Source organism: Pantoea septica (genome assembly GCF_002095575.1).
Lineage (GTDB): Bacteria > Pseudomonadota > Gammaproteobacteria > Enterobacterales > Enterobacteriaceae > Pantoea > Pantoea septica.
On sequence record NZ_MLJJ01000017.1, the window covers coordinates 55,475 to 79,564 of the forward strand.

Here is a 24,090-nt window from a genome sequence, read left to right on the forward strand (position 1 = left end):
AGAGAAGATGACTACTTTGCATAACGGCGCGCTGGACGTCGTCACCATCGGCGAAGCGATGGCGATGTTCGTGGCGCGTGAAACCGGCGATCTCGCCGCCGCTGAAACCTTTATCAAGCGCGCGGCGGGCGCGGAGCTTAACGTCGCCATCGGTCTGGCGCGTCTCGGTCTGAAGGTCGGCTGGGTAAGCCGCGTCGGCGACGACAGTTTCGGCCGCTTTATCTGCCAGGTGCTGGAGAGCGAAGGCGTCGATCGCCGCCAGGTGACGAAAGATGCGCGCTACCCCACCGGTTTTCAGTTGAAATCCAAAGTCGACGACGGCTCCGATCCGCTGGTGGAATATTTCCGTAAAGGCTCCGCCGCCAGCCATCTCTCCGTCGAGGATTTCAACAGCGACTACTTCGGCGCCGCACGCCATCTCCATTTGAGCGGCGTCGCGGCCGCGCTCTCCGCCAGCTCGCTGGCGCTGCTGAAGCACAGCGCGAAAGAGATGCGCGCGCGCGGCAAAACCATCTCTTTCGATCCTAACTTGCGGCCGGTGCTGTGGCGCAGCGAAGAGGAGATGCGCCAGCAGCTCAACCACCTGGCGGAGTACGCCGACTGGGTGCTGCCGGGCGAAAAAGAGGGCTATATCCTGACCGGCTACCGCCAGCCGGAAGCGATCGCCGATTTCTACCTCGATAAAGGGGTGAAAGCGGTGGTGATTAAAACCGGCTGCGACGGCGCCTGGTATAAAACCGCCCAGGGCGAGCAGGGCCAGGTCGAGGCGATTCGCGTCGAGAACGTGGTGGACACCGTTGGCGCGGGCGACGGTTTCGCCGTCGGCGTGATCAGCGCGCTGCTGGAAGGTAAAACGCTGCCGCAGGCGATTAAGCGCGGCAACAGAATCGGTTCGCTGGCGATTCAGGTGATCGGCGACAGCGAAGGGCTGCCGACGCGCAGCGAGTTAGGCGATTTCTAGCCTGCATCCGAACCGCAATATCAGAGGAGAACCGCATGAAAACGCAGACAATCGCGCCAAAACGCTGGTGGTATATCATGCCCATCGTGTTTATCACCTACAGTCTGGCCTACCTGGATCGCGCAAACTTTAGCTTCGCCTCTGCCGCCGGCATTAACGACGACCTGGGCATCACCAAGGGCATGTCCTCGCTGCTGGGCGCGCTCTTCTTTCTCGGCTACTTCTTTTTTCAGATCCCCGGCGCGGTCTATGCCGAACGCCGCAGCGTAAAAAAACTGATTTTCTGGTGCCTGGTGCTGTGGGGCGTCTGCGCGTCGCTAACCGGCGTGGTCAGCAACATCCCGATGCTGGCGGCGATCCGCTTCGCGCTCGGGGTGGTGGAAGCGGCGGTGATGCCCGCGATGCTGATCTATATCAGCAACTGGTTCACCAGGTCGGAGCGCTCGCGCGCCAATACCTTTTTGATCCTCGGCAACCCGGTAACGGTGCTCTGGATGTCGGTAGTCTCCGGCTATCTGATCGACGCGTTCGGCTGGCGCGAAATGTTTATCTTCGAAGGGATTCCGGCGGTGATTTGGGCCGTCGCCTGGTGGTTTATGGTGCAGGATAAGCCCGAGCAGTCGCGCTGGATGAGCGAAGAAGAGAAAGCCGCGCTGGCCGCCCAGCTGAAAAAAGAGCAGGAGAATATCAAAGCGGTGCGCAACTACAGCGAAGCGTTCCGCAACCGCAACGTTATTCTGCTCTGCATGCAATATTTCGCCTGGAGCATCGGCGTCTACGGCTTCGTGCTGTGGCTGCCGTCGATTCTGCGCAACGGCACGCAGATGGGCATGGTGGAAGCGGGCTGGCTGTCGGCGGTGCCTTATCTGGCGGCGACCATCGCGATGATCGTCGTCTCCTGGGCGTCGGACAAAATGCAGAACCGCAAGCTCTTCGTCTGGCCGCTGCTGCTGATCGGCGCACTGGCGTTCCTCGGCTCTTATCTGGTCGGCTCCGACAATTTCTGGCTCTCTTACGCGCTGCTGGTCATTGCGGGCGCCGCCATGTATGCGCCTTACGGTCCCTTCTTCGCCATTATTCCGGAAATGCTGCCGCGCAACGTTTCAGGCGGCGCGATGGCGCTGATCAACAGCATGGGCGCGCTGGGTTCGTTCGTCGGTTCCTGGATTGTCGGCTATCTTAATGGAGCGACGGGTAGTCCGGCGGCCTCCTATATCTTTATGGGCGCAGCGCTGCTGGTCTCGGTGTGGCTGACGTTGATCGTCAAGCCCGCCGAAAACAAAACGCCGCCGCTGCACGGCGCGAAACACGCCTGAAAGCGTAAGCGCTGGCCCTCTTCTCCGGGCGACCTGCGTGTCGCCCGTCACACGTTTTACAGGGAGCGAACGATGAAACCATCCGTGATTCTGTATAAAAGCCTGCCGGACGATCTGCGCGCCCGGCTCGACGCCCATTTCAGCGTAACCGAAATTAAAGATCTGTCGCCGGAAAGCCAGCAGCAGCACGCTGACGCGCTGGCGCAGGCCGAGGGGCTGATCGGCTCCGGCGGCAAGGTCGACGGCGACCTGCTGGCGAAAATGCCGAAGCTGCGCGCCTGTTCGACCGTATCGGTAGGTTACGACAACTTCGACGTCGAGGCGCTCAACCAGCGTCATGTGCTGCTAATGCATACGCCGACGGTGCTGACCGAAACGGTGGCCGATACCATGATGGCGCTGGTGCTGAGCAGCGCGCGCCGCGTGACCGAGCTGGACGCGTGGGTGAAGGCGGGGCAGTGGAACAAAAGCATTGGGCCGGACAAATTCGGCATCGACGTGCACCATAAAACGCTGGGCATTCTCGGCATGGGCCGCATCGGCATGGCGCTGGCGCAGCGCGCGCATTTCGGCTTCGGCATGAAGGTGCTGTACAACGCGCGCCGCGAACATGAAGAGGCGCAGTCGCGCTTTAGCGCGCAGCGCTGCGATCTGGAAACGCTGCTGAAAGAGAGCGACTTTGTCTGCATCAGCCTGCCGCTGACCGAGCAGACGCACCATATGATCAGCGCGGCGCAGCTGAAGCTGATGAAGCCGAGCGCCATCCTGATCAACGCCGGACGCGGTCCGGTGGTGGACGAAGAGGCGCTGATCGCCGCGCTGAAAGAGGGCACCATTCACGCGGCGGGCCTGGATGTGTTCGAGCAGGAGCCGCTGACCGCATCGCCGCTCTTCTCGCTGCCTAACGTTGTCGCGCTGCCGCACATCGGCTCCGCCACGCACGAGACGCGCTACGGCATGGCGCAGGACGCGGTGGAGAACCTGATCGCCGCGCTGACCGGCAAGGTGGAAAAGAACTGCGTTAATCCAGACATTCTCAAGTAATCCGCCCTTCCCATTGCGCCCGCCGCTGGCGGGCGTTATCGTTGATTCCCCATTCGTCACATGTTTTTAACTTCTATATATGTCTTTTTCTCAGTTCGGCGACAAATTTACCCAGCACACCGGCATTTCACGTCTGATGGAAGATATGGGCGCAGGACTGCGCACGCCCGGCACGATTATGCTCGGCGGCGGCAATCCGGCGCAGATCCCGGCGATGAATGACTATTTTCAGCAGCTGCTGCAACAAATGCATGACGAGGGCAAGCTGAGCGAAGCGCTCTGCAACTACGACGGCCCGCGCGGCAAGGCCACGCTGCTGAACGCGCTGGCGACGCTGCTCAGCAGCGAGCTGGGCTGGCCGGTGACCGCAAACAATATCGCCCTGACCAACGGCAGCCAGAGCGCTTTTTTCTATCTGTTCAACCTGTTCGCCGGCCGCCGCGCCGACGGCAGTAAAAAGCGCGTGCTCTTTCCGCTGGCGCCGGAATACCTGGGCTATGCCGATGCTGGACTGGACGAAGGGCTGTTCGTTTCCGCTAAGCCCAATATCGAGCTGCTGCCGGAAGGCCAGTTTAAGTATCACGTCGATTTCGAACATCTGCCGATGCATGACGATATCGGCCTGATCTGCGTGTCGCGCCCCACCAACCCGACCGGCAACGTGGTGACTGACGACGAACTGATGCAGCTCGACGCGCTGGCGCAGCAGCACGACGTGCCGCTGCTGATCGACAACGCCTACGGCGTGCCCTTCCCCGGTATTATTTTCAGCGACGCGCGCCCGCTGTGGAATCCCAATATTATTCTCTGCATGAGCCTGTCGAAGCTCGGCCTGCCCGGCGCGCGCTGCGGCATTATTGTCGCCGACGAAAAGATTATCGGCGCCATCAGCAATATGAACGGCATTATTAGCCTGGCGCCCGGCAGCATCGGCCCCGCCATCGCCGCCGAGATGATCCAGCGCGGCGATCTGCTGCGGCTGTCGGAAACGGTGATTAAACCTTTCTATCAGGCCAAAGTGACCGAAACCATCGCTATCCTTCGTCGCTATCTTTCGGAAGATCGCTGCCTGATCCATAAGCCGGAAGGCGCGATTTTCCTCTGGCTGTGGTTCCGCGATCTGCCGATCAGCACCGAGGCGCTCTACCAGCGGCTTAAGGCGCGCGGCGTGCTGATGGTGCCGGGGCACTTTTTCTTCCCCGGCCTGGAGCAGGCATGGCCGCACACGCACCAGTGCATGCGCATGAACTATGTGCCGGACGCCGAGAATATCGAGCGCGCGGTGCAAATTCTGGCGGAAGAGGTGGAAAAAGCGTTCGCGGAGCAGCTTTAATTCGCGATGTCGGAGGCGCGCCGGTTTGACCGGCGCGCTCACTCCTCTTTCGCCTCCAGCAGCGACTCCCGGCACCACTGCGCCAGCTGACGGATCGCCTGCTCAACCTCTTCGTTCCAGCCGAAGCCGGCGTTAAGCCGAAAGCAGTGGTCGTAGCGATCGTCGGTCGCGAAAATATGGCCCGGCGCAATGCCGATGCCGGCGTTGCGCGCTTTGAGAAACAGCGCGCGCACGTTGAGCGCCCGGTGCGGCATCTCGACCCACAGCACATAACCGCCTTCCGGATCCGAGACGCGCGTGCCCGCCGGAAACTCGCGCAGCAGCGACTGACGCATCTGCTGAATCTGGCCGGCCAGCTCGCGCCGCAGCTTGCGCAGATGGGCGTCATAGCCGCCGCTGCGCAGCAGCTCGGCGATCGCCGCCTGCGACAGCGTCGAGGTACCCATGGTCGAGGTGTATTTCAGCGACGCGATCTTGCGCATGTAGTTGACGCTGTGCACCCAGCCGATGCGGATGCCGGGCGCGACGGTTTTGGAAAAGCCGCTGCACAGAATGGCGTTGGGGCTAAAGGCGCGCATTGGAAAAGGCCGCCGTTCGCCGAACGCGGTATCGCCGAAAATATCGTCTTCGACGATCACCACGTCATTCTCATCGGCCTGACGGGCGATATAGGCCTTCTGTTCGTTGGGGATCGATTTGCCGAGCGGATTGTTGACGTTGCTGATGGTGAGAAAGGCCTGTACCGCCCTGCGGCGGAACAGCGCGGTGAGCTTTTCGACGTCGACATAGCCTTCCGGCCCGGAGTCGACTTCAATGACGCGCAGGTTGAGATTATGCAGCATCTGCAGCAGCACGAAGTAGCAGGGGGACTCCACCGCCACCACGTCGCCGGGCCTGAGCGTGGCGCGCAGCGACAGCGACACCGCCTCAATGCAGCCGTTGGTGATGAGAATATCGTCGGCGCTGATATTGCAGCCATACTCTACCGCGCGACGCGCGATCTCATGCTTCAGCGGCAGATAGCCGGTGCCCTTAACGGTGTTGCCCAATAGCGCCGGTTTGCTGTATCCCATCTGGCGCATCAGCAGCCCGATCTTTTTCACCGGATAGAGGGAGCTGTCGCCGTTCGCCAGGTCGAGACGAACGCGACACTCCGAGCCGAGGATCGCCAGGTGCATCTCCGTCTGTTCATCCAGCGGCGCCACCAGCCGCGGCTGCGCCAGCGGCGTCGGCGTCGTCTCTGTCTGCGCCAGACGCGGCGCGACGAAAAAGCCCGATTTCGGCTTCGCCACCGCAAAGCGCTCATCCTCCAGCGTGCGCAGCGTTTTCAGCGCGGTCGTCAGGCTGACGCTGTACTGCGTCGCCAGCGTGCGCACCGAGGGCAACCGGCTGTCGGGCAGCAGCGATCCGCTGCGGATAGCCTGCTTAATTTGTTCGGCTATCTGGCGGTAACGACTGCTCTGACTCTCCTGCTCGTCCGTTTCACCGGGCATCTGTTCCACCCCATATCGTACTGATCTGTGCGTATTCAAGAGAGTACATTCAAAGTACTTTAGGCTGCATCTCTTAATTATTTGTGACGCGCGGCCGCTCCGCTTTCTGCGTCCGGCGCCCTGTCGTCTGCCTGCGTTCCGGCATTCATTGCTATACCGCTTAATGGCCTTTTTTTCATGGAATCAGTAGGTTCCATGCATTTAAACGAATTTATCAGCCAAAGGAAAACGCGAAAAATGAATAATCTGTCCGCCATGATGAGAGAAATCGAAGGCTATCTGACGCCGGCAATCATCGATTCCGCTAAACGGTGCTCTCATCGTCTGCTTGCCGCGCTGCCGGATAGCGAGCAGCTGTCGCGCAACCGCGTTCTGCTCGCCTACGGCGGCGGGAAGGACAGCAGCTATATGGTGGCCTATGTGCGTTACATTCAGGGGTTGATCTGGCGGCAGCGCGGCGACACTTTTCGCCTGCGCATCAGCACCAACCGCCATGCCGCCATGAGCGACAGCGTGATGGAGAATATCGACCGCGTTTACCGCGCGCTGGCTATTCACCATGACGCCTTCGTAGAGAGCCTGATCGTCGACGGCCAGCAGATCCGCCCCTTCGAACGTCATCTTCCCCTGCCCGAGCCGGTGCGCCAGCAAAACCGCAGCGACGTGCTGATGAACGGCCACCGCTTTCGCGCCGACGCGCGCTCGACCTTTTGCAACGCCTGCAATCTCAGCATGGTCAACTCGTTCGGCCTGGCGGCGCACTATAACGGCGGCGTGGACATGATTATCACCGGCGATTCGCCGCAGGAGCAGACCGCCTACGTCGCCTGGGCGCGGCACCTTTCGCGCCTGTTCGATGCGCCAACGGCGGAGAAAGATCGGGGTTTTCGCGGCTTTTTGCAGACGCTCGACGGCGTAGCCCATCGCTATTCGGCCGCTATCCACGGCGAGGCGGCGGTTACGCCCGCGCGCCGCATCATGCATCAGCTGACGCGCGATCCGCTGTTCTTCAATATTTATCAGGACACCGCCTACGAAGCCGGCGCGCACTGGGCGCTGCTCAACGACTTTATGCGTTTCCGCTTCGACCCGCTGATGTTCAGCTTTTCCGAATCGGACTGCGGCAACCCGACACTAATGGCCCATATTCGCGGCCTGCGCGCGGAAACCCTGCTGCAGCGCAGCTACGTGGAAGGCATCCGCGAATATGTCCGCTTTGCGCTGGGGCTGATGGCGCAGAAAGATTTTCCGCCTCAGCTGATCGCCGAGATGGCGGCGCGCTATCAGGACGAGGCCGCTATCGAACAGCAGCGCCAGCGCGCGGCGCGCTTTGCCGCCGAGGCGTTCGGCCTCGACGAAACCCAGCTGATTTGCATGATCTATTCGCCCTTTATCGCCCAGGGCAGCCAGCTGCACAGCTGGCTGACGCAGCAGCGGATCGGGCTGGACGAGGGAGCGATTCGTCAGCTGCTCGCCGGCGAGCGCGACGACGCGGCGCTGGCGCAGCAGCTCGGCCAGCTTTCCGGACTGGATATCGATCAGTTACGTCACTGCTGGCAAAGCCGCCAGGTGAGCTCGCTGCTGGAGGGCATAAGCGCCGATCCGCTGTCGCGCGTGCTGCGCTTCGATCCGCATAAGGCGGTGATTCAGGTAAACCACGGCGTCCTGCAGGATACCGTGACCGAAGTGATCTCCGGGCGCTGATCCCGGTAAGGCGAAGCGATGAGAAAAATTTTCCTGCAAATAGGCGCAACGCGCGACGGCCAGAACCCCTACTGCGAGGTGGCGAAGCGCGACGGCTACTTTACCGTACTGGCGGAGATGAGCGATTTCGTCGACTACCAGTCGCTCAGCCTGACGCTGCCGTTTGATCTGATCGTTCGCCTCGACCGGCCGGAAAATCCCTGGGAAGTGCTGCAGGCCTGTCTGCACGCCGGGCTGCTGGAGCATCCGCGCGTGGTGCTGGCCGGGTTTGAAGCCTACAACGCCAGCGCCGGCCGGGTGCGGGAAATACTGGCTGGACCCGATGCGCCGCGCACCTTTATCCCGCTGGATAAATATGCCCAGCGGATGGCGCTGAAAAAAGCCTGGCCGCGCTTCCCACAGCCGGAGTTTCGTTTTTTCGCCTCGCCGCTCAGCATTCTCGACGCCCATCAGGCGCTGATCTATCCCTGCGTGATCAAGCCGGTGGACAGCGGCGGCGGGCTGGGGATCTGGCTGGTGGAAGCGCCCGAACGGCTGGCGGGCGTGGTGCAGATGCTGGAAGAGACCATGAACTACGGCGGGCGCAGCTTTAGCGGGTTTATCGTCGAAAGCTGGCTGGACGGCGACGAATATTCGCTGCAGGGCGTGGTGCACGACGGCCATCCGCACGCCCTGACCTGCTGCCAGAAGGTGATCGAGCACCATCGCGATGCGCAAGGCGGCGTCAGTTTTTACGAATCCGGCCACGTCGCCGTCGCCGCCGAGACGCTGCCGCCCGCCTTCGCCAGCCTGATGAAATTTTGCTGCGAAACCTTTGGCTACCGGCTCGGCGCCTTTCATATCGACTTTATCGTGGTGGATGGCGTGCCGCACTTCCTTGAGATGGGCTTTCGCCTTTCCGGCATGGGCGTGCCCAGTCTGGTTGAAGAGGCGACCGGCATCGACTGGGTGGCCGTCGCGTTTCGGCTTGAAGCGGGCGGCGAGATGCCCGCGCTGCGCTTCGTCGCGCCGCCGCGCGCCGTCGGCCAGCTGCGCCTGCGCCAGCCAGCCCAGCTGCGCCAGGCGGAAAGCTGGATTGCCGAACATCGTCAGGGGGCGCTGCTGCCGCCGCTGACCTTTGCCGGCTTACAGGTGTCGCGGCGCTCGTCGCTCTATGCCGATCTGACGCGCCATGCGGGCATACTCGGCACGCTGCGCCTGACGGCTGGCGGTCGCGACGACGTTCTGGCCGTTTTTAACAGCGTGGTGCGCACGGCATCTCGCCTCTCAGAAGGAAATTTATTGTGTGCAGAATGATTCTGGCGCAGGGCGAATTCGACGCGGCGCAGGTGCTGGAGGCGGCGCGCGCCATGAGCTGCGGGGAAACCGCCTGTCATGATGGGCCGATCAAAGAGCATCCGAACGGCTGGGGATGTTTGTGGCTGGACGCGGGGGAGATCCGCACGCTGCGCGGCAGCGGTCCCTTTGCCGACGCGCTGCCCGATATCGATGTCGATCGCATCAAAGGCCGCTTTCTGGCGGTGCATGTGCGCCACGCCACGCTGAGTAAAAACCAGGGGCTGGAGTTTGCCCATCCGCTGCTGCGCGATAGCGCAGGCACGCGCTGGTACATGATGCACAACGGCTTTATGCCGAAGGTCTACGCCCGCCTCGGCATGGCGGCCTCCCGCTTCGACTCGGCGGAGTATCTGGAATATCTGGTGGATCGCATCACGCCTGCCGACTTCACGCGCGACTACCTGCGCGACAAGCTGGCGCAGGTCGAGCCGGGCGGCAGCGCGGGCAACGCGATTTTCGTCACGCGCGACCGGGCATGGGCCTGGCAGTGGCATCCGCAGGATACGCCCTGGCCACACTACTTCACGCTGCACGTTTTGCAGCAGGAGCGCTGTACGTACATTTCGTCTGAACCTGTTCCAACCCTGGGCGACGCCGCCAGCTGGCGACGCATGGCTAACCATGAACTACGCGAAATTCATTTGGGGGAGTAAACATCATGGCCATTTTTAATCAGATACGCGTGATCAATCCCAACATGTATGTGGAGCGCACCTGGCTGGACGATATCGTCACGGCGCGCGTGCCGCTGCTGGTGCTGCGCAACTTCCTCACCGATGAAGATCGCCAGGGGGTGGTGACCGATTTGCAGCGCTGCCGCGAACAGATCCGCGTGTCGCACTATCCCAACGGCGCGCTCACCACGCTCGGGCCCTATCTGGCGAAACATACCGCCGCGCCGGAAAACTACTTTACCGAATGGCGCGACATCGCGTCAGCGCTGCCGCCGTCGCTCGCGGCGCTGCGCCTGCAGATCTATGAGTGGGTGCGCCACGCGCTAAAGCTGGAGAGCCTGCAAACCGCCCATGAGCCAGGGCTGGGCGGCTACGCCGGTTCGATCGTGCGTTTCCATGCCGACGGCGTCGCCAATCCGCTGCACAACGACAATATCGTCCGCGACGCGGCCGGAACCGGCCTGGCGGTGACGCAGATCCTGCATCAGCTGAGCTGCGTGGTCTGCCTGCAGGAGTGCAACGCGGGCGGCGGGCTGCGCATTTTCAACAAAAAATGGTCGCCAGACGATGAGCGTTTCAAAACGCCGGGCGAGCTTGGCTATCAGAGCGGCGTGGTGATGCAGAGCGAAACCTGCGAATTTTCGCCGCGCAGCGGCGATATCTATCTGTTTAATCCCGCCTTTTACCACGAGATCGATCGGGTCGAAGGCGATACCCGCATCACGATGGGCTTCTTTTTTGGCCTGACCGACAAAAAAATGAAACACGCGATAGCGTGGAGCTGACGCCCGACGCGCAGCCTTGCAAGACGAGGAGAAGAGATGACGACATTTGCAAAGATTACCGAACTGCTGGATGGGCACGACGCGGAGTATCGCGTGGTAGAGCACGAGGCCATCGGCCAGACCGACGCCATCAGCGCGCTGCGCGGCAATGCGCTGAGCCAGGCGGCGAAGGCGATGGTGCTGGAGGTCGCGATGCCGGACGGCGCCGCATCGCGCTTTCTGCTGGCGATTGTGCCGGGCGACTGCAAAATCAATTTTAAAAGCGCCGCGCGCGCCATCGGCGGCAAAAAGTCGAGCTTCGCCTCGCCCGAGATGGCGCAGTCGCTGACCGAGTGCGTGATGGGCGCAGTGCCGCCCTTTAGTTTTGATGACCGGCTGACGCTGCGCGTCGATGCGCGCCTGCGCGACGTCGGCACGCTGTGGTTTAACGCCGGCGCGCTGGAAAAATCGATCGCCCTTAACGCAAACGACTATCGCCGTATCGTCGGCGAAGCCTGTTATGCCGATATCGCCACGCCCGTGGCGGTTAGCGCCTGACGGCAGAGGAAAAGTTATGTCAGTCAAAGATATGTTGCTGGCGCTCTGCGTCGTGGTGGCGTGGGGCGTCAATTTCGTGGTGATCAAACTCGGCCTGCAAGGCATGCCGCCCTTCTTGCTGGCGGGCCTGCGCTTTACCCTGGTGGCGTTTCCGGCGATCTTTTTTGTCTCTCGCCCGGCTATTCCGCTGCGCTGGCTGGTGGTCTACGGCATGACCATCAGCTTTGGCCAGTTCGCCTTTCTGTTTCTCGCCATCAAGCTCGGCATGCCCGCCGGGCTCGCCTCGCTGGTGCTGCAGGCGCAGGCGTTTTTCACGCTCTTGCTGGGAGCGCTGCTGCTGGCCGAAAAGCTGCGCTGGAACCATATCGCCGGCGTGCTGATCGCGACGCTGGGGATGTTTATGCTGGCGACGGCGGGCATGGAGGGCCAGTCGGCCGCAGGCATTACGCTGACAACCATGATGCTGACGCTGGCGGCGGCGCTGTCGTGGGGACTGGGCAATATCACCAACAAGATCATCCTGCGCAATCGCAAGGTGCCAGTGATGTCGCTGGTGGTGTGGAGCGCGCTGGTGCCGGTGCTGCCTTTCTTCGCCTGCTCCTGGCTGTTCGAAGGAGAAGAGGCGATGGTTTTCAGCCTGACGCACATCTCGCTGCAAACGGTTCTGGCGCTGATCTATCTCGCCTTTATCGCCACCATAGTCGGCTACGCCATCTGGGGCAACCTGCTTAGCCGCTATGAGACCTGGCGCATCGCCCCGCTGTCGCTGCTGGTGCCGGTGATCGGCATTCTCAGCGCGGCGCTGGTGCTGGGGGAGCGGCTCTCGGCGCAGCAGATGCTGGGCGCGGCGGTGATTATCTTCGGCCTGCTGGTGAATGTCTTCGGCGGCCTGGTGAGCCAGCGCCTGGCGATGCGTACGCATCCTTAACGGCGCGGCGTGCGGCTCAGATATAAAAAACGCCGCGAAGGCGGCGTTTTCTTCTCGTTGATTCTGATTAGTTCAGAATTTCAATCCGGCGCGGTTTCGCCTCTTCAGGGACGATGCGTTCCAGATCGATGCTCAACAGGCCATTTTCCAGTCGGGCGTCGCGTACCACAATGTGGTCGGCCAGCTGGAATTTGCGCTCGAAGTTGCGTTCGGCAATACCCTGGTAGAGATATTTGCGTTCGGTCTGCTCTTCAGGATGCGCGCCGCGCACGATCAGGACGTTATCGTGAGCGGTAATATCCAGCTCGTTCTGGGCAAAGCCCGCCACCGCGATGGTAATGCGATAGTGGTTTTCGCTGACCAGTTCGACGTTGTACGGAGGATAGCCGCCGTTGCTCTGGTTCTGGTTGGACTCGAGCAGGTTAAACAGGCGATCGAAACCGATAGCAGAGCGATAAAGTGGAGCAAGATCAAAATTACGCATGGAATGACTCCTGATATTCAGCAAGTTTTGGCAACCTTCCACCATGGACAGGTTGTGCGGCGCCCCGATGTCCGAGCGCGTCCGTAGCTTAAAAGTGGGTATGTCCAGACCGGTTTCAAGAGGCGAAACGCAATTTTTTTCGCCAATCAGCTGAAGTGGCATACACTCAGGGGACCTTTCGTCTGACATAGCGCACCTCGCCGTAGAGTGAGGACGTAAGCGGACAAGCTAACTCAGCCGGGGCGGACGCCACAGTTGAAGGGATGATGAAGATGAAATTATTGAAAGCATTTCCTCTGGCAGGCGCGCTGGCCTGCTGCACCTTTACGCTTGCAGGATGTTCCAGCGTTATGTCACATACCGGCCCGAATCAGGGCTACTATCCGGGCACGCGCGCCAGCGCCGATATCCTGGTCGACGAGAACAGCAGCTGGGCGCTTAAGCCGCTGGCGCTGATCGATCTGCCTTTTTCCGCCGTGCTGGATACGCTGCTGCTGCCGTGGGACTATGCCCGCAGCGACGACGATAAATCGATCGATTCCCCGCGTGAGCGCATTCTTCAGAGCGAAAAGCTGAACCACACGCAGGAGAATCTGGCGCAGGCCGCGCCTTATCCTGCGGTTACGCCGACACAGTAAAGAGCTGTCGCCAGCCGTCGACCTCACGCATAAAGGCGATCAGCCGGCCATCCGGCGACCAGACGACCGCGTCGCCGCTCGGCGGCTGTTCGCTGCATGCGGTGAGCGGCTGACACATGCCGCTCTCGATATCACAGCGCATCACCTGATTGCCGCTGATAAAGGCGACGGCCGCGCCCTGCGGATGCCAGCTAAACGCCGACTGCACCGAATGCGCCAGCCGCGTCACCTGACGCGGCGCGCCGCCGTTGGGCGACACCGTCCAGAGCTGCACCACATCCTGCTCGTCCGCCATTAAAAAGGCGATGGCGCTGCCGTCTGGCGCGCTGCGCAGCCAGTGGCGCGGCTGCTGGGCAAGCCCGCGCGTCGTAAAGGTCAGCCGGCGCTGCCGCACGCCGGCAGGCGGCGCAGGCAGGCGGCTCTCCGTTCCCTCCAGCGGTTCGTCGCCCGCCATGGCGTATGCCTCCAGCGCCTCCGGTAGATCGACAACAAAAACCTCCGGCTGTTTTTCGCCAGCGGCGGAGATCGTATCGCCGATAAAGGCGATCGCCCAGCGCTGCCAGCTGCCGTCCGGCCTCTGGTAGCCGCGCGCGCCGATCCAGCCCTCTTCATACGCGCGGTTAATCTCGTCGCTTCCCGGACGCGGCGCCGCGGTGGTGCGACTGACCAGCACGCAGAAGTGGCTGCCGCTGTATTCGCGCGGATGCTGTTTGATCGGCTCCACCGCGCGCAGCGGCAGGGCGATGCCGACGTTGCGCAGATCCTCTTTCGGGTCTCTCTCGTGCATCACATGATCGTTATAGGTGAAGCTGACGCGCGTGCCGTCCGGGCTGTAGAGATGCACATGCGAGCCGCCGCGCAGCGCGCCGGGCGTAAAGGGCGGCGTAATGTCGCAGGCGTCGAGGTTTTGCGCGCGGCCGTTTTGCACGATTACGCCGCGCCGGTGATGAAAATCGTAATGCCAGCTCTCGTCAGGCTGTTCCGGGCCGTGAATACAGAGATAGCGCGGCGGCAGATCCGGACTGACGGTGACGACGCCCACGTGCGCGCCGTCCGTCGCGCGATAGAGCACCTCGACCTCGCCGGTCTGCACATTGACGCGCTCAATGGTGTCGCTGGTAAAAGAGGCGCCCGACGGACGCACGTCGAAGGCCAGCCACTGGCTGTCGGCGGTCCAGACGTTGCTGTTGGTCAGCTGGTGATGTCGCGGGTTAAAGGTGATCTGTTTTTCGCGCATAGGGCAACCTGGCTAAAAATGTTGCCCCACACGCTACGCCAAAAGCGCTAAAGATGCAGCTTCGATTTTGGCTGCGGCGCGGCAGCGCCCTCGATCGCCCGCTTACGCCCAACCAACAGCCCGAGCACGCCGCCGAGGATGAGCGCGCCTGCCACGATCAGCAGGCCGTCGTTATAGCTGTTGGTGGCGTCTTTGATGCGTCCCATGACCGGCGGAAAAGCCAGCCCGGCGATATTTGCCACCGCATTAATCAGCGCCACCGACGCGGCGCCCGCCACGCCGGAAACCGTTTCGGTGGTCACCGCCCAGAACACCGGCGTGATGGCCCAGTTCAGGCCGACCATCAGCACCAGCAGCAGATACGCCATCCACTGCTGCGGCGCCGCCAGCGCCGCCAGCAGCAGCAGGCCCGCCGCCATCAGCGGCAAGCCGAGATGGCGCGCCCGCTCGCCGGTGCGATCGGAATGGCGGCCGTTAAGGTACATAAAAATGCAGGCAAAGAGAAAAGGCACCGCCGACAGCAGGCTAACCGTCAGATTGCTGCGCTCCGCCGCGACCGCTTTAACGATCATCGGCAGAAAGAGCGTAATGCCGATGGTGCCGAAAGCCTGCAGCAGCCACAGCAGGCTGAGCATCCAGACGCGTCGGCTTTTTAGCGCCACGCGCCAGTTATGATCGCGTATCGCCGAGTGCTGTTCGTCGCGCGCCAGCGTCTGTTGCAGGTAGCTGCGCTGTTCCGCCGTGAGCCAGCGCGCGTTAGTGGGCGCATCGTCGAGATAGAACCAGGTGACGACGCCCAGCGCGAACGCCGGAATGCCTTCCAGCAGGAAGAGCCAGCGCCAGCCTTCGACGCCCAGCATGCCGTGCAGATTCAGCAGGCTGCCGGAGAGCGGCAGGCCGATCACCGACGCCAGCGCCGCGCCGATATAAAACAGCGACATGGCGCGCGCCCGGTCGCTGCGCGGATACCAGCAGCTCAGGTAGAAAATAATGCCGGGCGTAAAGCCCGCTTCCGCCGCGCCGAGCAAAAAGCGCATCACGTAGAGCTGCGTCGGCGTCTGCACCAGGCTCATGCCCGCGGCGATGATGCCCCAGCTCACCATGATGCGCGCGATCCAGCGCCGCGCGCCGACGCGCGTCAACAGCACGTTGCTCGGCACTTCGAAGATGATGTAGGTGACATAGAATATACCGGCGGCGATGCCGTACATCTCGGCAGTCATCGCCAGGTCGGCGTTCATTTGCAGCGCGGCAACGGAGATATTGGCGCGGTCGATATAGGCAATGAGATAAAGCACCATGATAAAGGGCATGATGCGCAGGTTCATTTTCTTAATGGTGCTGAGGTGAAGAGAGTGGTTCATCGCAAGGTCCTCAGTTCGGATAGCGCAGCAGAAGAAATTAACCAATTGATTTCAAAATGTTATGTCGTCATGCCGCAGCCTGTGGCAACAGGACACCGCCTTTACAGCTGCGTTCGATCATCAGCGCTGCGACGCTGCGCGACCGACCTTACTAGCGGGTTGATTTCAGCTGACAGGAGTGAGGCTGATTGTAGTACCCAAAAATAAATTTGTACTACAATGGAGATCACAAAACAGACAATACGAGCCAGCTGGCCCGCCTTGAAAGTGAAAAGTGCGACGCAGGGCGGCGGAATGCCGCCCGGGAAGGATTAAAGCACCAGCTCTTCGATAGCGTGCGCGACGCCATCTTCCATGTTGGTTTTGGTGACAAACTGCGCAATCTGCTTAACGGAGTCGATGGCATTGCCCATTGCGACGCCCGTGCCGGCGTACTCGATCATCGCCAGGTCATTCTCCTGATCGCCAATCGCCATGACCTCGTCGCGCGCCAGACCCAGCTTCTCCGCCAGCATTTTAACGCCCTGGCCTTTGTTGACGCGGCGATCGAGGATCTCCAGGTAATAAGGCGCGCTCTTGAGAATGGTATAGTTCTGCTGCGCTTTGGCGGGCAGACGCTGAACAGCGCCATCCAGCAGATCGGGTTTGTCGATCATCATCAGCTTGGGAAAACGCGTGGCACGGTCCATCTCTTCCACGGCGCGATAGCGTACTGGAATGCCGGTCAGACTCGCCTCATGAATGGTGTATTCGCTAAGATCTTTGTTCGGCGTATAGAGCGAAGATTTGTCGAATGCCTGGAAATGCACGCCCAGTTCGCGCGACAGTTGTTCAATGTAGAGATAGTCGTCGAAACCCAGCGTGATTTCCGCCACGCACTCGCCATCTTTGGCCTGCTGCACCAGCGCGCCGTTGTAGCTAATGCAGTACTGACCGTCGTCCACCAGGCCGAGCTCCATCAGGTAGCGCTGGATCCCTACGTATGGACGACCGGTCGCCAGCACCACGGCTACGCCTTTTTTATGCGCGCGATCGATAGCCGATTTAACGCCAGCGGTGATCTCATGCTGCGGGTTAAGCAGCGTGCCGTCCATATCAATTGCAACCAGTTTAATCGCCATAGCTTCCTCGTTGAGTCAGGGTTTGGCTTAAATGCTAGCGCGATTCAGCTCACTGTGACCAGTTTCGCGGCATTTCAGGCATAAAAAAACCCTTCCGGATGGGAAGGGTATGCAAGCTGGAGCCGGCGTAGGTGACTGGAACCGATCGCAAAGTCGCTGTTCGTCATCCCTGACCGCTCAGCTCGCGCAAATACGCGCCTCTTCCTGAGGCGCGCCCGTAAACGGGCCAACGCGCTGCGTTGTTCAATAACGCTCCCGGCGTTTTTGTCGCTGTCGCGGGACGCTTTGCTCTTCGGTTTCAGTCACCCACGCTTTAGCTTTAGTCGTCGTCTGTTCGCTTAAATATCGATGTTCGCCGCTTTCAGGGCGTTCTCTTCGATAAAGGCGCGGCGCGGCTCAACCGCATCGCCCATCAGCGTAGTGAAGAGCTGATCGGCGGCAATGGCGTCCTTGATGGTGACGCGCAACATGCGACGGCTGTCCGGATCCATCGTGGTTTCCCACAGCTGCTCGGCGTTCATCTCGCCCAGACCTTTATAACGCTGTACCGACAGACCGCGACGCGACTCTTTCACCAGCCATTCGATAGCCTGCTCGAAGCTGGCGACCGGCTGACGGCGCTCGCCGCGTTCGATGTAGGCGTCTTCCTCAATCAGGCCGCGCAGCTTCTCGCCCAGCGCGTTGATTTTACGGTACTCCGGTCCCTGAATGAACTCGGCGTCCAGCGTATAATCGGTGTCGACGCCGTGCGTGCGCACGCGCAGAACCGGTTCGAAGATGTTCTGCTCGCGGTTTTCGCGTACCTGAGCAACATAGCTGCTGCCGTGCGTCTCGCGCTCGCCCAGGAAGGCCACCAGCTTGTCCAGCCAGGCCTGAACGTCAGCCTCGTTGCTCAGATCGCTCAGCGTTGGGTGATAAACCAGCGCGCGCAGCAGCGCGACCGGATAGCGGCGCTCCATACGCTTGATCATCTTCTGCGTGCTGTTGAACTCCGCGACCAGATTTTCCAGCGGCTCGCCGCCCAGCGCCGGTGCGCTGGCGTTGGTGTGCAGCGTCGCGCCGTCGAGCGCGATGGCGATCTGATACTGATCCATCGCCTCATCGTCTTTGATGTACTGCTCCTGCTTGCCTTTCTTCACCTTGTAAAGCGGCGGCTGCGCGATATAGACGTGGCCGCGCTCGATGATTTCCGGCATCTGACGATAGAAGAAGGTCAACAGCAGCGTACGGATGTGCGAGCCGTCGACGTCAGCATCGGTCATGATGATGATGCTGTGATAGCGCAGCTTGTCCGGGTTGTATTCGTCGCGGCCGATGCCGCAGCCCAGCGCGGTGATCAGCGTCGCCACTTCCTGCGAAGAGAGCATCTTGTCGAAGCGCGCTTTCTCTACGTTGAGGATTTTGCCCTTCAGCGGCAGAATCGCCTGGTTCTTACGGTTACGGCCCTGTTTGGCCGAACCGCCTGCGGAGTCACCCTCCACCAGGTAGATTTCAGAGAGCGCCGGATCGCGCTCCTGGCAATCCGCCAGCTTGCCCGGCAGACCCGCCAGATCGAGCGCGCCCTTACGGCGCGTCATTTCGCGAGCGCGGCGGGCCGCTTCACGGGCGCGGGCGGCGTCAATGATCTTGCCGACGACAATTTTGGCGTCGCTCGGGTTTTCCAGCAGGTATTCGCTCAGCAGTTCGTTCATCTGCTGTTCCACCGCCGATTTCACCTCGGACGAGACCAGCTTGTCTTTGGTCTGCGAAGAGAACTTCGGATCCGGCACTTTAACCGACACGACCGCGACCAGGCCTTCGCGGGCGTCGTCGCCGGTGGCGCTGACTTTCGCTTTCTTGCTGTAGCCTTCTTTGTCCATATAGGCGTTCAGGGTACGCGTCATCGCCGCGCGGAAGCCCGCGAGGTGCGTACCGCCGTCGCGCTGTGGAATGTTGTTGGTGAAGCAGTAGATGTTCTCCTGGAAGCCGTCATTCCACTGCAGCGCCACTTCCACGCCAATGCCGTCTTTCTCGGTAGAGAAATAGAACACATTCGGATGGATAGGGGTTTTATTTTTATTCAGATACTCGACAAACGCCTTGATGCCGCCTTCGTAATGGAAGTGATCGCTTTTGCCGTCACGCTTGTCTTCCAGGCGAATCGATACGCCGGAGTTCAGGAACGAGAGTTCGCGCAGGCGCTTCGCCAGGATGTCGTATTCGAACTCGACAACGTTGGTGAAGGTTTCGTGGCTCGGCCAGAAACGCACGCGGGTGCCGGTCAGATCGGTTTCGCCGGTGACGTTCAGCGGTGCCTCAGGCACGCCATGCACGTAAGTCTGCTGGTGCACTTTGCCTTCGCGACGAATGGTCAGCTCCAGCTTCTGCGACAGGGCGTTGACGACCGAAACGCCTACGCCGTGCAGACCGCCCGATACTTTATAGGAGTTGTCGTCGAACTTACCGCCTGCGTGCAGCACGGTCATGATCACTTCCGCAGCGGAAACGCCCTCTTCTTCGTGAATGCCGGTGGGAATGCCACGGCCATCATCCTGAACGGAAACGGAATTATCGGCATGAATGGTCACGACGATATCACTACAGTGACCGGCGAGCGCTTCGTCGATTGCGTTATCCACGACCTCGAATACCATGTGGTGCAGACCGGTGCCGTCATCCGTATCGCCGATATACATACCCGGACGTTTGCGTACCGCATCCAGCCCTTTCAGAACTTTGATACTTGAGGAGTCATAAGAATTCGACATCAACGTTTCTCGCTCATTTAATCTTCAGGTTGAACCGCTATTTTACCCTGTTCCACGCGGAACATCTTGCCCTTTTCGTCACTCATATCGATGACATGATCGGTGGCGATAGCGCTGACAAACACCTGAGCCTGCGTGGCTTTCAGTCGTTGCGCCAGCAGGCGCCGACGGCTGTCGTCCAGCTCGGAGGCGAAGTCATCAATCAGGTAAAGACAGCGGCGTCCGCTCTGGCGCGTCAGGAACTCGCCCTGCGCCAGACGCAATGCACACATCAATAGTTTTAACTGGCCGCGCGACAGCAGATCTTCGACCGGCGTGCCGTCGGCGCGAATGCGAAAATCCGCTTTATGCGGGCCGCTGGCGGTGTAGGTCAGCGCGCGGTCGCGCTCGAAATTGCGCTCCAGCAGATCGCCGTAGGCGCTCTCTTTGTCCCAGCCGCGCTGGAAAGAGAAGTTCAGCGCGAACTCCGGTAAAAACTGACCGCAGGTGGCGACGATTTCCGCCGAAATGGCTTCGCTGTATTCCGCGCGCCACTGGCTGATCTGTTCCGCCAGCGGCACCAGCTCCTGATCCCAGGCGCGGATTTGGCTATAGCGCGTGACCTGGCGCAGCGCGGCGTTGCGCTGCTTCAGCAGGCGCCGCAAATTGCTCCAGGCGTTGAAGAAACCGGGCGTGTTGTGAAAACAGCCCCAGTCGACATAGGCTCTACGGTATTTGGGGCCGCCGTTGAGCAAAGTAAACCCCTCGGGGGTAATTAACTGCATCGGCAGCAGCTGGGCCAGCTCCGCGACTTTATGGCCGTCGCTGCCGTCGATACGCACCTTGCTGTCGCCCGCGCGGTTTTTGGTCAGGCCGACCGAGATCTCCCGCTCGCTGCCCTCAATGCGGCCGTGCAGCACAAAAGCGGCTTCGTCGTGGCGGATCACGCGTCCCGCCTGCAGGCTGCGAAACGCACGGCCATGGCCAAGCGTGTAGATCGCCTCCAGCACGCTGGTTTTGCCGCTGCCGTTCGCGCCGACCAGGAAGTTGAACCCTGGCGCCAGCGCCAGATCGGCCTGCTCGATATTACGAAAGTCTTTGATAAGGAGGCGGGTTAAAGCCATGAATCAGTCCAGCGTGAAGGGCACAAAGAGGTATCGCCTTTTAGCGATCTGGCCGTCAATGGCGAAGCCCGATAACGGCCTCAGCATGACCAGGCCGATTCTAACTCACCAGGCCGTCGGCGTCGCAGCCAGTCTGGTCGCGGCCAGCGCGCAGGCCTTGGGAGCATACTAAAGTATGTGACCAGGGACGAGCACTGCCCGCGGCCAGAATGGCAAGTAAGCCAGGCCGATTCTACCTCACCAGGCCGTCGGCGTCGCAGCCAGTCTGGTTGCGGCCAGCGCACAGGCACTGGGAGCATACTAAAGTATGTGACCAGGGACGAGCACTGCCCGCGGCCAGAATGGCAAGTAAGCCAGGCCGATATATTCTATAACCGCATGGGCATCACGACGTAGGCGGCGGCTGGGCTGGCAAGATCTTCTATCTGCACGCTCGACACCGAATCGGTCAGCAGCAGACGCACATTCTCGCACTTCAGCGCGTTCAGTACGTCCAGCACGTAGCTGACGTTAAATCCGATCTCAAGCTCGCTGCCGCCATAGGTCACGTCCAGCATCTCTTCCGCTTCTTCCTGTTCAGGGTTGTTGGCGGTGATCTTCAGCTGATTCTCGGTGATATAGAGGCGAACGCCGCGGAATTTCTCATTCGAGAGAATAGCGGCGCGCGCGAACGCCTGCTTGAGGATATCGCAGCCCGCTTCCAGCGATTTGTCCGGGTTTTTCGGCAGGACACGGCGATAGTCGGGGAAGCGGCCATCCACCAGCTTCGACGTAAAGATAAAGTCGCCGACGTGCGCGCGGATATTGCTGCTGCCGATCTGCAGCTGCAAGGGCGTTTCCCCGCCGTCCAGCAGACGCACCAGCTCGATGACCCCTTTACGCGGCACGATTACTGAATGATTTGGCAGCGCCTGGCCAATCGGCATCGAGCAGACCGCCAGACGGTGGCCGTCGGTAGCGACGGTGCGCAGCTCTTCGCCTTCGGTCTCAAACAGCATGCCGTTAAGGTAGTAGCGCACGTCCTGATGCGCCATCGAGAACTGCGTCGCCTCGATCAGACGCTTCAGCGTCGCCTGCGGCAGCGTAAACTCGACTTCGCTCTGCCAGTCGTCCAGATTGGGAAAGTCGCTGGCCGGCAGGGTCGAGAGCGAAAAGCGGCTGCGCCCGGAGCGCACCAGCATGCGTTCGCCTTCGAGCGTGACGTTAATCTCCGCGCCCTCGGGCAGACCACGACAGATGTCGAGGAATTTACGCGCCGGGACGGTGGTGGCGCCCGGCTCGTGCGGCTGGGTCAGCGCCACGCGCGCCACCATCTCCATTTCCAGATCGGTGCCGGTCAGCAACAGCGTGCCATCGTTGACCTGCATCAGCAGATTTCCCAGGATCGGCAGCGTCGGGCGCCCGCCTAACGGGCCGCTGACTTGCTGCAGCGGCTTTAGCAACTGCTCACGTTCAACAATAAATTTCATAGCGTCAGGAGGATAAAGTTCGGATGAGATTAGAGAAATCTTCTTTTATGTCGTGGCTCTCTTCGCGCAGCTGCTCGATTTTACGGCAGGCGTGAAGCACCGTGGTATGGTCGCGGCCGCCGAACGCGTCGCCGATCTCCGGCAGACTATGGTTCGTCAGCTCTTTCGCCATCGCCATCGCCATCTGGCGTGGGCGCGCGACCGAGCGCGAACGGCGTTTGGACAGCAGATCCGCAACCTTAATTTTGTAATACTCGGCCACCGTCTTCTGGATATTGTCGATGGTGACCAGCTTTTCCTGCAGCGCCAGCAGATCGCGCAGCGCTTCGCGCACAAAATCGATAGTAATGGCGCGGCCGGTAAAGTTGGCGTTGGCGATCACGCGGTTCAGCGCCCCTTCCAGCTCACGCACGTTGGAGCGCAGGCGTTTGGCGATAAAAAAGGCGACCTCGCCCGGCAGACGAATATCGTTCTCGTCCGCTTTTTTCATCAGAATCGCCACGCGCGTTTCCAGCTCCGGCGGCTCAATGGCGACCGTCAGTCCCCAGCCGAAGCGCGACTTCAGCCGATCTTCCACGCCGTTGATCTCTTTGGGATAACGGTCTGAGGTCAAAATGATCTGCTGATTGCCTTCCAGCAGCGCGTTGAAGGTGTGGAAAAACTCCTCCTGCGAGCGCTCTTTATTGGCGAAGAACTGAATGTCATCGATAAGCAGCGCGTCGACGGAGCGGTAGTAGCGCTTGAACTCTTCAATGGCGTTGTTTTGCAGCGCCTTCACCATATCCTGCACAAAGCGCTCGGAGTGCATATAGACCACTTTGGCATTCGGCTTGCGCGCGATAATGCCGTTGCCGACCGCGTGCAGCAGGTGGGTTTTACCCAGGCCGGTGCCGCCATAAAGGAAGAGCGGGTTATAGGCGCCGCCGGGATTGTCCGCCACCTGACGCGCCGCCGCGCGCGCCAGCTGGTTGGATTTACCCTCAACGAAGTTATCGAAGTTGTGGCGGTTATTCACATTAGAGCGGTAGGTCACGTCGGCCGGCGCCGGGACGTTGTCCCAGCTTGGGCGCAGGATCTGCGCGGGCGCGGGACGGCTCTCGACCGGGGCGGGCGCGCTGACGCTCGCCATCGCCGGCTGGCTCATCGCCGCAGGCTGCTGCTGTACAGAACGCGTGCCGACTTCGAAACGCAGCAAAGGCACGTCCACGCCGCAGAATTCGTTCAGCAGCCCGTTGATGTTATTGATGTATTTATCTCGTACCCAGTCGAGCACAAACCGATTTGGTGCATACAAGGCCAGCGTATTGTCGTTTAACTCCGCCTGCAGCGGTCGAATCCACATGCTGAATTCGGTGGCAGGAAGCTCATCCTGCAAACGGGCAAGACACTGTTGCCAGAGCGTAAGTGACACGGCGGACTCCACTTGTACAAAATCGATAAGAAATAGTAGGCGCTAATAAAGAAACGTTCATTTTTGACACAGACGGTAGAAAGCGCCTGCGACCGCTATCAGCGGTTTCCGTCCCTGGGATCGCGACCGGATCGTCAGCGGAAGGGCGGATCATAGCGCAAAGCGAGGCAGAGATCTTCACTTTCTACACAGTTTTGATCCTTTTTATCCACAGGCCGTGGACAGGTAAAACAGTTTACGCCTGCTGGCGAAAAAAGCTGCGGGGATCGTCGGAAAAGAGGCGCTTTTTCAGGCGGCCTCTCGTTTTTGCGGTAATTTTCATCGGCCCGATCGTAAGAAGATCCCGCGGGATCCTTGCGCTTTAAAGCGGAGACCGTATAATTCTTCCCCCGGCGTTGTCGCG

Annotated in this window: 20 protein-coding genes; 11 read left to right on the forward strand and 9 right to left on the reverse strand. The window is 60.7% G+C overall.

The genetic code is table 11. From position 1 onward, the window contains the following. Nucleotides 1-7 precede the first annotated feature (7 nt). From HA46_RS11195 to HA46_RS11210, 4 genes are all read left to right on the forward strand, one after another. Nucleotides 8-961 (forward strand): sugar kinase, encoded by a 954-nt coding sequence (locus HA46_RS11195; protein WP_084884289.1) that lies wholly within the window; start codon nt 8-10, stop codon nt 959-961. 35 nt (nt 962-996) lie between these two features. Next, a complete protein-coding gene (locus HA46_RS11200; protein ID WP_084884291.1) occupies nt 997-2,277 on the forward strand; it encodes an MFS transporter in 1,281 nt (426 codons plus the stop codon). Nucleotides 2,278-2,349: 72 nt separating this feature from the next. Then, entirely contained in the window at nt 2,350-3,321 is a 972-nt protein-coding gene (gene ghrB, locus HA46_RS11205) for a glyoxylate/hydroxypyruvate reductase GhrB (RefSeq protein ID WP_084884293.1), read from the forward strand. Between the two features lie 79 nt (nt 3,322-3,400). Beyond that, nucleotides 3,401-4,654, forward strand: coding sequence for a valine--pyruvate transaminase (locus tag HA46_RS11210; protein WP_033793041.1), 1,254 nt, complete (start codon nt 3,401-3,403; stop codon nt 4,652-4,654). A 38-nt stretch (nt 4,655-4,692) separates the two neighbouring features. On the opposite strand, the gene HA46_RS11215 is transcribed toward HA46_RS11210, so the two are convergent. After that, nucleotides 4,693-6,147, reverse strand: a complete 1,455-nt coding sequence (locus HA46_RS11215; protein WP_084884296.1) for an aminotransferase-like domain-containing protein — start codon at nt 6,145-6,147, stop codon at nt 4,693-4,695. Nucleotides 6,148-6,384: 237 nt separating this feature from the next. On the opposite strand from HA46_RS11215, the gene HA46_RS11220 reads away from it, so the two are divergent. The 6 genes from HA46_RS11220 to HA46_RS11245 are packed head-to-tail and all read left to right on the forward strand — an operon-like array spanning nt 6,385 to nt 12,113. Then, nucleotides 6,385-7,851: a hypothetical protein gene (locus HA46_RS11220; protein WP_084884298.1), complete on the forward strand. Its 1,467-nt coding sequence runs from the start codon at nt 6,385-6,387 to the stop codon at nt 7,849-7,851. An 18-nt stretch (nt 7,852-7,869) separates the two neighbouring features. Continuing rightward, nucleotides 7,870-9,147, forward strand: coding sequence for an ATP-grasp domain-containing protein (locus HA46_RS11225; protein ID WP_084884300.1), 1,278 nt, complete (start codon nt 7,870-7,872; stop codon nt 9,145-9,147). After that, entirely contained in the window at nt 9,144-9,842 is a 699-nt protein-coding gene (locus HA46_RS11230) for a class II glutamine amidotransferase (protein WP_084884303.1), read from the forward strand. The genes HA46_RS11225 and HA46_RS11230 overlap by 4 nt, the downstream gene beginning before the upstream one ends. A gap of 5 nt (nt 9,843-9,847) precedes the next feature. Continuing rightward, the gene (locus HA46_RS11235; protein ID WP_084884306.1) at nt 9,848-10,648 is read left to right on the forward strand and encodes a 2OG-Fe(II)-dependent halogenase WelO5 family protein; all 801 of its coding nucleotides are present in this window, start codon (nt 9,848-9,850) and stop codon (nt 10,646-10,648) included. Nucleotides 10,649-10,684: 36 nt separating this feature from the next. After that, a complete protein-coding gene (locus HA46_RS11240) occupies nt 10,685-11,185 on the forward strand; it encodes a YbaK/EbsC family protein (RefSeq protein ID WP_084884308.1) in 501 nt (166 codons plus the stop codon). Nucleotides 11,186-11,201: 16 nt separating this feature from the next. Beyond that, nucleotides 11,202-12,113 carry an EamA family transporter gene (locus tag HA46_RS11245; RefSeq protein ID WP_033793051.1) on the forward strand — a complete coding sequence of 304 codons (912 nt, stop codon included), beginning with the start codon at nt 11,202-11,204 and terminating at the stop codon, nt 12,111-12,113. A gap of 67 nt (nt 12,114-12,180) precedes the next feature. On the opposite strand, the gene ibpA is transcribed toward HA46_RS11245, so the two are convergent. After that, entirely contained in the window at nt 12,181-12,597 is a 417-nt protein-coding gene (ibpA, locus tag HA46_RS11250) for a small heat shock chaperone IbpA (RefSeq protein WP_033755460.1), read from the reverse strand. Nucleotides 12,598-12,869: 272 nt separating this feature from the next. Between ibpA and HA46_RS11255 the strand changes: the two genes are divergently transcribed. Beyond that, entirely contained in the window at nt 12,870-13,235 is a 366-nt protein-coding gene (locus HA46_RS11255) for a YceK/YidQ family lipoprotein (protein ID WP_084884329.1), read from the forward strand. Here HA46_RS11255 and HA46_RS11260 read toward each other — a convergent pair. From HA46_RS11260 to dnaA, 7 genes are all read right to left on the reverse strand, one after another. Beyond that, on the reverse strand, nt 13,219-14,472 hold the full coding sequence (locus HA46_RS11260) for a YidR family protein (protein ID WP_084884310.1): 1,254 nt from the start codon (nt 14,470-14,472) through the stop codon (nt 13,219-13,221). The two genes, HA46_RS11255 and HA46_RS11260, sit on opposite strands and share 17 nt — an antisense overlap. 47 nt (nt 14,473-14,519) lie before the next feature. Further along, the gene (locus tag HA46_RS11265; RefSeq protein WP_084884312.1) at nt 14,520-15,836 is read right to left on the reverse strand and encodes an MFS transporter; all 1,317 of its coding nucleotides are present in this window, start codon (nt 15,834-15,836) and stop codon (nt 14,520-14,522) included. Between the two features lie 311 nt (nt 15,837-16,147). Further along, nucleotides 16,148-16,957, reverse strand: a complete 810-nt coding sequence (gene yidA / locus HA46_RS11270; RefSeq protein WP_084884314.1) for a sugar-phosphatase — start codon at nt 16,955-16,957, stop codon at nt 16,148-16,150. Nucleotides 16,958-17,295: 338 nt separating this feature from the next. Continuing rightward, entirely contained in the window at nt 17,296-19,704 is a 2,409-nt protein-coding gene (gyrB, locus tag HA46_RS11275) for a DNA topoisomerase (ATP-hydrolyzing) subunit B (RefSeq protein WP_033793062.1), read from the reverse strand. A 17-nt stretch (nt 19,705-19,721) separates the two neighbouring features. After that, on the reverse strand, nt 19,722-20,807 hold the full coding sequence (gene recF / locus HA46_RS11280; protein WP_033793063.1) for a DNA replication/repair protein RecF: 1,086 nt from the start codon (nt 20,805-20,807) through the stop codon (nt 19,722-19,724). Between the two features lie 368 nt (nt 20,808-21,175). Beyond that, complete coding sequence (gene dnaN, locus HA46_RS11285; protein ID WP_033755447.1) at nt 21,176-22,276, reverse strand: DNA polymerase III subunit beta; 1,101 nt, start codon at nt 22,274-22,276, stop codon at nt 21,176-21,178. A 4-nt stretch (nt 22,277-22,280) separates the two neighbouring features. Next, nucleotides 22,281-23,687, reverse strand: coding sequence for a chromosomal replication initiator protein DnaA (gene dnaA, locus HA46_RS11290; RefSeq protein WP_033755444.1), 1,407 nt, complete (start codon nt 23,685-23,687; stop codon nt 22,281-22,283). Nucleotides 23,688-24,090: the final 403 nt, after the last annotated feature.